This is a genomic window from Bradyrhizobium sp. CB3481 (genome assembly GCF_029714305.1).
In the GTDB taxonomy this organism is placed as follows: Bacteria; Pseudomonadota; Alphaproteobacteria; order Rhizobiales; family Xanthobacteraceae; genus Bradyrhizobium.
On record NZ_CP121647.1, the window covers coordinates 5,718,078 to 5,731,259 of the forward strand.

The 13,182-nt window shown below is 57.8% G+C and carries 10 protein-coding genes and 4 pseudogenes; 9 read left to right on the plus strand and 5 right to left on the minus strand.

The features are described from left to right. Positions 1–131 precede the first annotated feature (131 nt). Entirely contained in the window at positions 132–953 is an 822-nt protein-coding gene (locus QA643_RS27865; protein WP_283028927.1) for a Crp/Fnr family transcriptional regulator, read from the minus strand. Positions 954–1,856: 903 nt separating this feature from the next. Here QA643_RS27865 and QA643_RS27870 point away from each other — a divergent pair. Together QA643_RS27870 and QA643_RS27875 are read left to right on the plus strand one after the other, a co-directional pair. Further along, a pseudogene (locus QA643_RS27870) lies at positions 1,857–2,911 on the plus strand (IS701 family transposase); the annotation flags it as partial. Between the two features lie 482 nt (positions 2,912–3,393). Beyond that, entirely contained in the window at positions 3,394–3,603 is a 210-nt protein-coding gene (locus tag QA643_RS27875) for a hypothetical protein (RefSeq protein ID WP_283028928.1), read from the plus strand. Positions 3,604–3,621: 18 nt separating this feature from the next. On the opposite strand, the gene QA643_RS27880 is transcribed toward QA643_RS27875, so the two are convergent. After that, positions 3,622–3,771, minus strand: a complete 150-nt coding sequence (locus tag QA643_RS27880) for a hypothetical protein (protein ID WP_283035104.1) — start codon at positions 3,769–3,771, stop codon at positions 3,622–3,624. A 258-nt stretch (positions 3,772–4,029) separates the two neighbouring features. Between QA643_RS27880 and QA643_RS27885 the strand changes: the two are divergent. Continuing rightward, positions 4,030–4,134, plus strand: a pseudogene (locus tag QA643_RS27885) (phosphoenolpyruvate phosphomutase); the annotation flags it as partial. 265 nt (positions 4,135–4,399) lie between these two features. On the opposite strand, the pseudogene QA643_RS27890 reads toward QA643_RS27885, so the two are convergent. After that, positions 4,400–4,594: pseudogene (locus QA643_RS27890) on the minus strand (helix-turn-helix transcriptional regulator); the annotation flags it as partial. 1,154 nt (positions 4,595–5,748) lie between these two features. Beyond that, complete coding sequence (locus tag QA643_RS27895) at positions 5,749–6,861, minus strand: IS110 family transposase (RefSeq protein ID WP_283028929.1); 1,113 nt, start codon at positions 6,859–6,861, stop codon at positions 5,749–5,751. Positions 6,862–7,017: 156 nt separating this feature from the next. Here QA643_RS27895 and QA643_RS27900 point away from each other — a divergent pair. From QA643_RS27900 to QA643_RS27925, 6 genes and pseudogenes are all read left to right on the plus strand, one after another. Beyond that, a pseudogene (locus tag QA643_RS27900) lies at positions 7,018–8,084 on the plus strand (IS630 family transposase). Positions 8,085–8,579: 495 nt separating this feature from the next. Beyond that, a complete protein-coding gene (locus tag QA643_RS27905; RefSeq protein ID WP_283028930.1) occupies positions 8,580–9,488 on the plus strand; it encodes a LysR family transcriptional regulator in 909 nt (302 codons plus the stop codon). Between the two features lie 517 nt (positions 9,489–10,005). Next, a complete protein-coding gene (locus QA643_RS27910) occupies positions 10,006–10,938 on the plus strand; it encodes a patatin-like phospholipase family protein (RefSeq protein WP_283028931.1) in 933 nt (310 codons plus the stop codon). A 19-nt stretch (positions 10,939–10,957) separates the two neighbouring features. Further along, the gene (locus tag QA643_RS27915) at positions 10,958–11,155 is read left to right on the plus strand and encodes a hypothetical protein (RefSeq protein ID WP_283028932.1); all 198 of its coding nucleotides are present in this window, start codon (positions 10,958–10,960) and stop codon (positions 11,153–11,155) included. Next, positions 11,152–12,006 carry a nucleotidyltransferase gene (locus QA643_RS27920; protein ID WP_283028933.1) on the plus strand — a complete coding sequence of 285 codons (855 nt, stop codon included), beginning with the start codon at positions 11,152–11,154 and terminating at the stop codon, positions 12,004–12,006. Before QA643_RS27915 ends, QA643_RS27920 begins: the two co-directional genes overlap by 4 nt. A gap of 11 nt (positions 12,007–12,017) precedes the next feature. Next, a complete protein-coding gene (locus QA643_RS27925) occupies positions 12,018–12,203 on the plus strand; it encodes a hypothetical protein (RefSeq protein WP_283028934.1) in 186 nt (61 codons plus the stop codon). Positions 12,204–12,885: 682 nt separating this feature from the next. Here the strand turns inward: QA643_RS27925 and QA643_RS27930 are convergent. Then, positions 12,886–13,068, minus strand: coding sequence for a hypothetical protein (locus QA643_RS27930; RefSeq protein ID WP_283028935.1), 183 nt, complete (start codon positions 13,066–13,068; stop codon positions 12,886–12,888). Between the last annotated feature and the right edge of the window lie 114 nt (positions 13,069–13,182).

The window sequence follows — 13,182 nt, forward strand, 5'->3', positions numbered from 1 at the left end:
TACGGAAGAGATCACCGCCTCGCTCCCGATGACTGCCGACCTCGGAGGCCTGTCTCGGAGGCCGGTTGATGAATTGCCCCAGAGAACCAACTCGTCTCAAGACAATGAGCTTAAGAGGTGAACGTCTTAGCTCATTGGCTCTTTACGGACCGAGACGAGGCGTAAGCACCTGAGACAAGCTTGTAACAACAGCATGCCTTTTGCTCGAGGGACTTGCGTTCATCGATCTGCAAAACGCCGCGCATCTTGCGGATCAGCCCCTGTTCTTCGAATCGGATTAGCGTCTCCGTTACGCCGGCGCGGCGCAGTCCTAAGACGGACGAAAGGTAGTCATGAGTAACTGGCAGCACACGAGCTTCAACAGCATCACTCGCCAAACAAAGCCAGCTCGCGAGCCTCTGCTCGAGATCGTGCCGAACCCCGCACAATCCTGTCTGAACGCACTGAAATGTCAGCGCTTGAACGTACTCGAAGAGATGCTCTCGGATCTTGGGACGCTCCTTTATCACCCGACGCAAATCCTCGACGCGGATCCTGTGCGCGCTTCCGGGAAAGATCACCACAGATTCATGCGTCGAAAGGTGTCCTCCCCACAAAAACGAAGCGCCGACCACACCTCGATATCCTATGACTGCCATTTCAAGCATGCTTCCCGCCGCGACGACCCTGAGCGAGACGAGGCCCGACTCTATGAAATAGACGTGCTCGACATGCCTTTTCGGCTCTTGCAGAACCATACGTCCCTTCAGGACGATCGGCTCAAGGCACTCCCCTATTGCCGCGACGTCTTGCAGAGAAAGACTCGCCAGAATAGCATTTTTGACAAAGGATCCTTCCTTAGGACGCCCCGCAAAAGGCCGGTGAAGCACCGGATGTGTGCCGGACACTCGCTTGAGAGCTGCATCGGTGGAGCAATCAAACGCTTCTAGGACTGCGGGCAGGTGGTCAGCCATGGCCCCTCTCCTGGCATGCCGTTTGGTGACCCGCCCGGCGATTGTCACAAAAAATTGACTGCTACTTTAACAGCAATGTCATCTTGATTACTGCGTTAAGCCCTGTGCTGACGCTCGAATCCCGCGCCCGTGCGCTTTTTGTCGGCGCATTTCACTGGACGCTGGGATACAGCAGCACTCGCCTATCAGCGTCAGGTCACCGCGCCGCGGCACGACTAGGGCCTCCAGCTGTTCCATCTGCATGTGCTTGCTCACACTCAAGGATGACTAGAAATCAGTAGCCCCGCCCCCGTCTCTGCCGCCTAAGACGAGGGCGGGGTCCGCCCCCCTGCTCTGAAAGCGTAGCTACGCTGCGCCTGAGACTCACGGGATGTCCGAGTGTTTGGCCCTCGTCGCGCTTTACCACGTCGCGTAAGGCGAGTTCAGATAGCCGCACAACCAGCTCTTTGAGGCGCGCATTCTCTTGCTTGTAGCGCTCCAGCTCGCGTTCGTTTGTCATTGCCGATGCTTCATAGAGATTCGTACTTGCCGTCATTGCTCATGTAGAACCTGTCCGATTGATAACGCTCCGAGAAACAGTGTACGCAGCGAACGAACACATCGCTTCTCGCCTGGGTGTGCCATCTCGGCTTCAGGTTTGAGCGTTTCGTACAATAGATCTTGCGCGCCTCCTCACACTTCGGCTGCAAGGATTGAGACACCTGCATCAATAATTGGTCAGCTCTCGGAAGGAGTCTAACCCGAACAGCAAGCCAACTTTAAGCGATCCAGTACGAGCCGACTTTCTTCTGTGGTTTCAGTTAAATTGGTGAAGGTGAGCCGTTCCAACAGATTGACAACAGGTTTGCGTGGCAGCGCGGCGACTTCTGGTTGAAGGAAAAAGGACCTGCAGCGCTTCATACGGCGGCATTGGCCAAGGTCCGTGAGTTAGTGCTGCCGGGCATCGAACGCTGCGGGCCGATCGAAGCGTGGATCATCGATGATACGGGCTTTCCCAAGAAGGGGCGGCATTCGGTCGGCGTTGCGCGGCAATATTGCGGCCAGTTGGGCAAGCAAGACAATTGTCAGGTGGCCGTATCTCTTTCGCTTGCGAACCATCATGCGAGCTTGCCGGTGGCCTATCGGCTCTATCTCCCGAAGGAGTGGGTGACGGACCGTGCACGTCGGCGCAAAGCCGGAGTTCCGAAGGAAATCACCTTCAGGACCAAGCCGGAAATTGCACTTGATCACTTGCGCTGCGCCTGTGCGGTGGGCATGCCGCGCGGTGTGGTACTGATGGACGCCGGCTACGGCACCGACACCGCTCTGCGTGGGAGTATTACCGAATTGGGCCTGAGCTATGTGGCCGGCATCTTGCCACAAACCTCGGTATGGGCGCCCGGAACTGGACCGCGGCCAGCAAAGAAATGGTCGGGGAACGGACGACCTCGAAAGCTGCTACGGCGGAATAGCAAACACCGACCGATTTCGGTCAAGGAGCTTGCGATTGTTCTGCCAACGCATGCTTGGCACAAGATCACGTGGCGTGAGGGTACGGCAGAACCGTTGTCTTCGCGTTTTGCCCGTGTGCGCGTCCGTCCGGCACATCGAGATTACTGGCTCGCCGAAAGCCGGCCCGAGGAATGGCTGCTGATCGAGTGGCCAGAGGGCGAGACAGCACCAACCAAATATTGGTTTTCAACGCTTGCGGCCAACATTGGATTTCGTCAGCTGGTCGATATTGCCAAGCTGCGCTGGCGCATCGAGCGCGACTACCACGAACTCAAACAGTTGGCCTTGGTCACTTCGAGGGGCGAAGCTGGCGTGGCTTCCACGACCACGCAACGTTGTGCATCTACGGATTTCTAGTCTCCGAGCGAGAGACGATTCCCCCCTCAGAAACAGCCGCCACCAAGCTCTTCAAGGAAGCTGCTATTCCCGAAACCTATCGGCCGAGGGGATCCGCCATTGCGGCCTGAACGGCACGTTCCGAATTCGATTGCGACCGTCCGACGAAGATTGAGCCGCTGCGCTCGTCGTCACACTATCTCGATGCCCTTATTGCATCAGGGTAATCTCAAGTCAAAGTGGCTATCGAAATTTATGACGCAGTAAGACTAGTACGCGCTCAACGAAATTCGTCACGCCGAAAGGTGCGGCGAAAAAGCGTGTTAACGGAAAATGATTACTATGTTCTTGTCCGATCTCACTAGCTCACAAGGATGCTCGGCTCTTTCAGTTCTCCCATAATAGTCGAAGCTTCCTTTGCTTTCACTAGCGTAACGAGCGAAGACCGTGATTGAATGAATTGACGCAGAGCTTTCTTCCGCCTGGTCAAGATGTCAAAGCCGCCGCATTGCCGTGGGGATCGGAACCTTAGACCGGATGTTCGCCGGTTGGTCTCAAAGCACGCCAAGCGGACCAACTTGCGACGGCGGGACAGGATGAATAGCGAGCGGGCATGGCGATGATGGATGAGCCTCGCCAGAAACGTAACTTGATTCCGTTGAAAAAGGCGTTGGAGCGGGGCGGCTTCGGCCGAACCAAGGCTTACAAGCTGATCAAGAAGGGGAAGATTATCGCCTACAAAATGGAGGGCCAGACCATGGTCGATGCCGATTCCATCGACGCTTATCACATGTCCCTTCCGCGCATTAAGCCGAGCACATGACGGAAGGCGCAAACTAGGCTAGTTTGCGCAGTTTTCAAGGATTGCCGTGATCGGCACAATCTTTCTTGGATCTGCAAAGCTATCGATCCGGTCAGCCCGATGCTGCATCAGCTTCGTGCGCGAGCCGATCAGGGCAAGCGGTCCGTGGCGTTTATAAATCGCCTTCACCGAATCACTTTCGAGATGCGCCAGCTACAGTTCAATGACATCGCCTTCCCACACCTTGGCGTCCTTGATCTCCTCGTGGTGGCAAAGGGTCGAAAACGTCAGGCGGAAACCATGAGCGCAATGTTCGGTCTTGGTGTCGATGCCGAGAGCGCGCAGCCGACTACAGAGCGTTCTGTTGGACAGCGGTGCATCTTCGGCGCAAGCGAAAACATAGCGTCGATTGCCGGTGACCTTCTGCACGCCTCGCAGGATAGTAATGGCTTTTCCACAATGATTTGGGCCAATCACTCCATGCGAACTGCAATAGCGGAAATGCGGCACGTCTGCGGCCGCATTATCGCCGAGGAAGGCATCGCGGGCATTAGCCGCATATCGAAGGAGACGATCGCAGACTAATTCGCGATTCAAGAGGCGCAAGCGATAAGCATCCTTGTCAAGGTTCCAGGCAGGGATGAGGAGAGCTATTCGCAAAGAATCGTATGATGCCATCCCCGCAGCACTCTCAGGATATTTGAGGACGTCCGGAACGTTCGGATCGTGGTAGTGCTGAGCCTCGCACGAATGCTGCTCGCTCCGAACACGTTGCATAACTTAGCATCGGAGCTGGCACCGCAGACATGCCAAGAGCTCAAATCAGATTGAGGCGAATTGCTTTCAGGACGGCCACGGTCCTGCTCGTCGTCTCGAGCTTTCGCATAGCGTTCTTAATGTGAAAATTGATCGTATTCTCGCTGATCTCCAGTATCTGTGCGATTGCCCATGACGATTTTCCTTTTGCCGCCCAACGCAGGCACTCTTTTTCGCGATCGGACAGCTTAACTTCGCTGTCGCCGCTGCTATTATCTAACATGCGGTGCTCCATGAGTTCCGACAACATAGGATAAGACAGCAAGCCTTGTGCCATTTGCGTCGCTCGCGAGATTCAGGCGTGAGGACACGCGCTTGGGAGAATTGGCAATCGATTGTGTCGCGTAGCGAGTCAAGCAATTGCGACACACGTCGGAAACGCGACATCGTCGTTTCAGTAACTGCTGCAGATCAAGAAGAGCGCAAGCTTAAAGCGGAATGCGTTTTGTTCCCCTCAACTGCGGCGAGGACAAGAAGGTGAGCGGCCGCATCGTCATGAGGACCGAAGCTCCGTAGCGAAATCGCGCTGACAATAGTTCGCTCCGTCATGAGTAAGTCTATATCACTTGTCATCTCGATCAGAGCAATGAAGTGCTACGTCGACGAGACCTTAACAACTGTCGAACAGTGCTTCTTTGCATTTTCGGCACCAGCGATCGAGCATCTTGTTGTTGTCAGGGCTCTGTCCGGAGTCCCGCGGCGCGGCTGGTCCACTACCAACGCCTATCGCTAATGGACGTCCAGATGAAAGACGCAGGCCACCTATCGGTCGTTCCGTAGAACACCTGCAGCAGCAAGGCGCTCAGCAACTGCTCCGGCGGTATCGGAGGCGTCCCTTGCCGGCGTAGAGTCTCCCAAGGCTGCGGTTACAAATCACTTAAAACATCCTGGACAAGTTCCCGGACGTTCCGCAGCGGATGGTTTGCTGGCACCCCCTTATCCGGCGCGATGTACGAAAACAGGCCGCCCTGATCCGTAAACCTGCCGCGCATGATCGCCTCCACCGAATCGAGATGATAAAGTGAATCATCAAGCCCACTCTGTGGCGAGCGAGTTCTTCAGCAGACTGCTCTCATGTTTGCTGTCAAGCGACTCGATCAAGCGGAGCCGCTCCCGGTTCAGCGCCCGGGCGCTAGACTTCGAAGGTGCCCACGGTAGGAGGCAGGGCCAAAGACGACGGTTGATCAAGCTCGCATGCGCGGGTTGGCTACCGCATGACCGTGGTTTCGTCTTGGGGCTGCCTCGGTCTAGGGGGCGAGCGTCGGCAATGCCGGCTCATAACAGGCCACGAGGATTCCCCACCGCGCCCTACCTCCTGCCCTCGGCACCGATATGGTCCAGCAGCGCTCTTCAGGCGGCCGGCCCGGTTTGTACTTGACGGGTGATCGCCCACAGGAAGCCGACTATCTCGCGTGCAATGGCGGTGGTGACGATCACCTTGGGTTTGCCGGCCGCCGACAAGCGGCGATAGCGGGCGCACAGCCTGACCTGGGCCTTCCAGGCGATATCGCGGATAGCTTGAGGCAGGCGCTCGTTACGGTCATGGAGCTTGCGACTGACGCGGGCTTGCATGCGATAGGTCCATGCCCCCTCGATCAGAGCGCGCCTGGCCAGAGCGTTGCCGGCCTTGGTGATACCGCCGCGTCGGATGGTGGCGCCGCTCGAATGCTCCGACGGCACGAGGCCGAGAAAGGCCATCAACTGGCGGGGATTGTCGAAGCGGGAGAAGTCGCCGACCTCGGCAACCACCATCACGGCGACGATGAAGGCGACGCCGCGCATGGCCTGCACGGCCTCAACGAATGGCGTCATCGACCATTGTGGCGCCAGCTCTTCGATCCGCTTGGTCAAGCAGTCCACACGGGCCTCCGCGTCGGTCACGGCATGAATGTAGTCCTGCAGAACGATTTGGCTCGCCGAGTGATCGAAGCGCACCGTGGTGAGCCAGCGACGATAAGCCAGAGTCCACCCCTTCTTCCCGGCATAGATGCGCCCATGCCGCAGCAGGAAGCCTTGGAGATGTTGCCGCGCCTTGCCGAGCACACGCATCGCGGTGGCGCGGGCTCTCACCAAGTCGCGCATGGCCTCATGCGCCGCATCCGGAACCCACACTCCTGTCAGCTCGCCGCTCCGGTGCAGCTTGGCCAGCATCGCCGCATCGCGCCGGTCGGTTTTAACCCGATCCCCGGCCTTCATCGGGATCAGCGAGGGGGCCACCACGATGCAATTGTGCCCCAGGCCCGTCAGTTGTCGATGCAGGCCATATCCGCAGGGGCCGGCTTCGTAGCAAAAACTTACCTGCCGGTCACCCTTGCCAAGCTTCTTCGCCAGCTTGGCGATTTGGTCAGCGCGATTAGGGATGATCCCCAAGTTACGAACTTCCCCGCCGCGCATCCCTTCGGCCACCGCAACCGAAATCGTCGCCTTGTGCACATCCAGCCCCACGAAAATGCTATCGTTCATCAGGCCCGCTCCCCATGCTTGAGGCTCGGCGCCGGCCCATCCGGCGCAACCCTCGATAGGAGCTTGCCGCGGGGCGGGCCGCCCGTCACCTCAGAGGGCGAACATAGGGTCTAGTACCCGCTTTTCTTGGAACGCGAGTCGTGATTCAAGGTCGGGATGATACCCGAAGCAAGAGAAGTCCACCTTTCGAGGAAAGATCGCAAGGTGCTTGAGGCGTGTTGTCGCTCACCGATAACATTGCAGCGCGATTTGAAGCGGGCGCGGATAGTCCTGTTGGCGGCGGACGGGCGCAGCACCCGGTCGATCGCCAAGGAAGTTGGGGTCAAGCCGCGGATTGTCAGCCTTTGGCAGCATCGCTATGCCGACCAAGGCCTTGAAGGGCTGCAAAGACAAGCCGCGGCCCGGCAAGCCGCCTATCTATACGAAGACGACCGACAAGCGGATTCTGAAGCTGCTGGATAAGCCGCCCCCGCAAGGATTTGCGCGCTGGACCGGCCCTCTGCTGGCCGAAGCGCTCGGCGATGTTGACGTCGAATATGTCTGGCGGTTCCTGCGCAGCCACAAGATTGACCTCGCGGCTCGCAAGTCCTGGTGTGAGAGCAATGACCCGAACTTTACGGCCAAAGCCGCCGATGTCGTTGGCCTTTACGTCGCCCCGCCGGCGAAGGCGATTGTGCTCTGCGTGGACGAGAAGCCCTCGATCCAGGCTTTGGAGCGAGCGCAGGGCTATCTGAAGGTGCCCAATGGCCGCGCCTTGACCGGCCAGAGCCACGATTACAAGCGGCATGGCACCACAACATTGTTTGCCGCGCTCGAAGTCGCCACCGGAAAGATCATCGCTACGCATTCCAAACGCCGTCGCCGTGTCGAGTTTCTCGATTTCATGAACAGCCTCTCCGCGGCCTTTCCGGGCCGAAAGCTTCACGTCATCCTCGACAACCTCAACCACCCACAAGAAGAACGAGAACTGGCTCAAGGCCCACCCTAACGTGCAATTCCATTTCACGCCGACAAGTGCGTCCTGGCTCAACCAGGTCGAGGTATGGTTCTCAATCTTGCAGGGGCATTCGCTCAGCGGCACCTCCTTCACAAGCCTCAAGCAGCTTCAGGAACACATCGATGCCTACGTCAACGCCTACAACGACAAAGCCGAGCCCTTCGTCTGGACCAAGCAAAAGGTCCGTCAACGCCGTTTCAAAGGCCGCCGTATCACTCAGCTCTGATTCCGGGTACTAGCTAGGGCAACAGCCGCGCCGCGCTCGCGCTCATCCCTATCGGAAGAGCAATCAAAATGTGATGGCAAATGGGGTAAGCAAACCGGCAGTGGCCGCTTCTCGAGGCCGTATACATGACCGCTCCCCGATCCATTCGCCGAAACACAAAAGCCCTTGCCGAGAAGGGGCCGTCCATATCATGGACATCCCGCGTTCGGTTTGATGATGAGGATAAATCGGCTGGCCTGCAATAGCGTCCAGAGGTCGGATGTATCGATGAGCCGACATGCGCCGCAAAGGGGAATGTCAGATGAAGCCGCGAGTGGAGGGAGAGATAGTCGTCCGACTGCGGCTTCTCGAGCAAAGGCGGCCTCATTCGCGGGAAATCATCGTTGAAAAGCGACAATCCGGAGATAAACATCGAACAATATGATGGAGTATCCCTATTTGGCGATGGAACGCAGCGAGAACTGGACGGCGTCCCCGAAGTTGCCGGAGTAGAAAATGGCTACCGAAGACAATGAAGTTCCCATCAACGCGATCCGGGTGTTCGTGACAATCGCCCGCGAAGGAAGCGTAACGCGCGCGGCTGGCGCATTGGGAGCGACACAGAGCTCGGTCAGCCGCTACCTCGCCGTGCTCGAAGACTATCTAGGTGCTGACCTGATGGAGCGACGCGGGAGGAGGAGCGAATTGACGGAGTTCGGAAGACTTTTTGCGAACACAGTCGCCGAACCTATAGATACAGTATACTTCACCGCCAAGAGAATGCGCCGGCGGAATCGTCCGGACGCCAACCGGATCGTGGTCCGCACGTCGCTTTCGACATTCGCGTACTCCCTTCTGATTCCGAATCTTCAAGCATTTTCCGCTGAGATGGGCGGTGTAACCGTAGATGTGATTAGTTCGCTGTCCCTGCCGACGTCCTCCGAGAATTTCGACGTCTTGATTACACGCGACCTTTCCGTCATCGAACCGGCCGACAATTGGGAAATCTACAACGAGCAACTCGTCTGTGTAGGCTCTCCAAATCACGTAGATGGCAAAGGCCTCTCTATTATTCGTTCGATGCCAATTCTGAACGTTACATCGCGGCCCGACGTACTGCCCACATGGCTGAGGGCGATGAACCTGACCTCAAAGGACATAAAGTCGGGGGCGCGATATGATCACAATTACCTTGCTCTGCCGGCGGTCATGACAGGAAAATGGCTTCTGGTGGCGCCCGAAATTATTGTGAGCGATCTAGTCCGTGGGGGCGTTCTGCATGTGATACCAGGATCGCGTACTCCCAGCGGCATGCAATATCGGGCTTATGCGGTCGACCGCAGTGACAATCCCGAAATCGCTCGTGCTTTTTGCCGGTGGCTAGCTCGACTCTGCAAAAAGGCGGCGATTCCGGAAGCCGCCTAACATCGCATTAGGCTATCTAAATGCACAAGAAATTCGATCTGTACATTTGATTTTGCACGCAATGGGTGAAATACTGCGGCAGCGATTGCCATTCGAATTGGGCAGCAAAGAATGCTGCAACTAGCCTCAATGCCAACCTCTTGTTCTTATATATTCATCCGTCGACCTACCATTTCTTACCAAAGCAGCACCGTATTCGGGACTGACCGGCGTCTTGGTGGCAGTTTCGGCTACTGAAAGAGGCCCCCCACTTACCATACCCATCAGCCTGAACACTCTGGCTCCTACAGCGCCGGGAGATCTGATTCACACGAAAGAAACGGTTATCTTCGTTATATCAGGCGCGCGGCGGCGGGCAGAGTACGTCCCCCACAAGTACGTCCCCCAATCGGGGCAAAGTAGGCCCCTCCTCGGCGCCGCTGGCGCCGAGCCAAAACAAAAGGATCGCGGCCAGTTCGGCCGCTCCTCCGCCAACATAGCACAACGAATGAATCATAAATCAAGTCCGAGACGTACAGTGACGGGCGTGGGTGCAGAGACCGATAAGGATGAGCCGGCGCCGAGCGATGTAAGATCCTACCGGGTGCTCAGCGTGGACGGCGGCGGGATGCGCGGCATCTATACCGCGGCTTTCCTGGACCGCCTCGTCACCCAGTTCGCCCGCACGCGCGGCGCGGAATGTCTCGATCTGGGCAAAGGGTTCGATCTCATTACCGGGACGAGCACCGGGGCGATCGTCGCGAGTGCGCTCGCGGTCGGGCTCCCTATGGCAGAGATCGTCAACCTGTACCGCTGCCACGGGCGCCAGATCTTTTCCCACCGGATCAAGGGCACGCTCAGCGCGATCTGGCGCATGTTCGTCGGAGGCCGCTACGTGCGTCGGGGCGACGCCGTGTTGCACGCGGCGCTAACCGAGGTGCTCAAGGAGACGACAATGCTCGACGTCTTCAACAAGCGAGGCATCTCGCTTTCCATTCCAGCCGTCTTAATGAGCAGCCATCGCTCGTGGGTCTTCAAGAAGACGCCCGCGAGCGGAGTGCGTGACGATCACTACAAGCTGGTCGACGTGTGCATGGCTTCCAGCGCCGCTCCAATCTTCCGATCTCTGGCGGCTGTCAAAGATCCCAACGGGGATCACGGCATCATGCAGGTTTTTGCGGACGGCGGCCTGTGGGCGAACAATCCCATCATGGTCGGGCTGGTCGACGCTCTGCAATGCGCTCCGAAGGACGCGCCGATCGAGATCTTCTCGCTGGGTACCTGCTCGCGTCCAGAAGGCGAACTCATTCAGCCCTGGAAGGTGCATCGCTCGATCCTGGGCTGGAAGATGGGCCGAAGCCGCGGGTCTCAGCATCACAGCCCAGGAATTCGCGTTCGACAACATGGCCCGCTTTCTCGGCAACCAGCTCACCGAACTAGGACGTCCGGTCCGGAGGTTGCGCTTTCCTAACAAGGACGTACCTGCGGAGATGATGAAGTTCCTAGCGCTGGATGACGCCCGTCCAGAAGCTATGAACCGGTTGATCCAGCAGGCGAGCAATGATGCGGACCTCGCAAAGAGTGCCTGCGATGACCCCAACAACCCGGAAGGACAGATGGTGAAAACCATGATGATGGGCCTTCCCGAAATGCCGAAGACCGGCGTGAAGATGGAGACGATGACGTGAAGGACTGCAACGAACAGGTGACCAGCTTCGAGCGCGCGGAAGTACGGATGTCCGAGGACGACCGCGCCGACATCTACGGCAAGGCCAAAACCAACCGCAACCGGCTCAAGTCGGGCCTGGAGCGCAACGACAGTCCGAAGGCGATCGGGTCGCGCACGCAAGGCTCCTACGCGATGCGGACCATGATCCAGAACGACCGCGGCGACTACGACGTCGACGACGGCGTCTATTTCAAGCGCGACAGGTTGAAGAACGAGAACGGCGAGGACAAGTCCGCGCCGGACGCGAGGAAGATGGTAAGCGACGCGCTTCAGGACGACCGCTTCGCCGATCAACCCGAACCCCGGGACAACTGCGTGCGGGTCTACTACAAAAAAGAGGGCTATCACGTCGACGTGCCCGTCTACCGCGAGAACCGCATCAAGGATCCCTTCACCGGCGAAGAGAAAAAATCCTACGAGATCGCCGCTGGCGAGAAGTGGAGGACGTCAGACCCTCTCGCCAATACGAAATGGTTCAAGGACGAGAACAAGAATAGGTCGCCGGACGCCACGGCCAACGGCAACGACGGACAGTTCGTGCGGATCGTCCGCCTCGTCAAGGCGTTCGCCCGCAGTCGTTCCGGCTGGTCGAGCAAGATCTCGAGCGGGTTCGCGATTTCAAAGCTCGTCTCGGACCACTTCGTCCAGTCCGACGGACGCGACGACTACGCGTTCCGGCAAACGATGAAGAACATCAGCGCCAGGTTGGCCTGGAACGATGCCATCCGGCATCCCGTCTTGAACGAAAATATCGCGGGATCCGGCGAGAGAAGACGAAATTCCTCAAGGAGAAGATCGACGAGAACCTGAAGCATCTCGACGTGCTCGACAAATCGGACTGCACGCACGAAAAGGCGATGAAGGCGTGGGACAATCTGTTCTGCACCGACTGGTTCTCCAAGCAGCCCGACCCTTCCAAGAAAGCGCAGGTCGAGAAGGCCAGCGGACCTGCGGTGATCAAGCAGGGCGAGAGCCGTTACGCGTCGAACGAGAACCGCCACGCGTGAGCCTCCCTCTGACGTTCGATACGCATCGGCAACGACGGTTCTTTCATCGGGAGGCCGGTGGTCAGCTTTTCGCGCGAGTTCGGGGACGCCACTGGGAGATCACCACCGCGACCGGGCCGCGCACGAGAGATCGGCGAAGCCGGTTTTCCTTTTGGCCGCATCGCGCTTCCGAACAGAACGAAATATTCGAGCACCATGCCTTGGGTCTGGACTTCGTCGGCGACTGGCACACCCATCCGGAGGACACGCCAAATCCTTCTCCCCACGACTTAACGAGCATAGCCGAGGTGGTCCGCCGATCCACTCATCATCTGCCAGGATTTCTGCTCTTGGTTGTGGGTCGCAGACCGTTCCCTGACGGGCTCTGGGCCTCATTCCATTCCGTAGACGGCACTTGGTCCGAAGCTAAGACCTGGCACGCCTTGCCGGTACCTCACGCGAAGCAATGAAGGCTCGGAGTAGTCATGCCGGCCTCGGCGTTGGACTCTGAACGGACTTTTCGTTTCCTGCGCCAGTCAAAATTGCTGCACGTCGACTCTTCATTCGTCACGACTCAATCAGCTACTAGAGAAAAAGGCTTCCTGCAGCGCAAACCCTCCACAAGCGATGCCCGGGTTTACATATGTCGCTGACGGACAAGACTTATAAATATCTGCGATCCTCACAGCAGAGCAGGAGACACTCAATAAGTTTCGTTTTTGGTCAATTCGGAGTTCTCGAATCGACCGAGTTCGCTAGCGGCAGGACGACTGGAAAAAAATGTCAGGCCACGGGAACGAAAGCGGTGCGCGTGAGCACGACCATCATGACGAACCACACCACGAGCGAGGGGCATCGTCACGCGCACGATAAACATCAGCATCATCGGTGCCCTCCCGAGCCATGCAAGTGGTTACTGGATAACCGCCTACAGTTAAGCCTCACTCAACCCAAACTCAGGGGAGCGAGAACCTTGGCCAACTGTTTTGAGATCGATTTT

Excerpts from the sequence above, each read along its gene's own strand:
- QA643_RS27875 (WP_283028928.1), top strand. The coding sequence starts at position 3,394 with ATGGCGATGATGGATGAGCCTCGCCAGAAACGTAACTTGATTCCGTTG.
- QA643_RS27930 (WP_283028935.1), bottom strand. The coding sequence starts at position 13,068 with ATGATGCTGATGTTTATCGTGCGCGTGACGATGCCCCTCGCTCGTGGT.
- QA643_RS27905 (WP_283028930.1), top strand. The coding sequence starts at position 8,580 with ATGGCTACCGAAGACAATGAAGTTCCCATCAACGCGATCCGGGTGTTC.
- QA643_RS27865 (WP_283028927.1), bottom strand. The coding sequence starts at position 953 with ATGGCTGACCACCTGCCCGCAGTCCTAGAAGCGTTTGATTGCTCCACC.
- QA643_RS27895 (WP_283028929.1), bottom strand. The coding sequence starts at position 6,861 with ATGAACGATAGCATTTTCGTGGGGCTGGATGTGCACAAGGCGACGATT.
- QA643_RS27915 (WP_283028932.1), top strand. The coding sequence starts at position 10,958 with ATGATGAAGTTCCTAGCGCTGGATGACGCCCGTCCAGAAGCTATGAAC.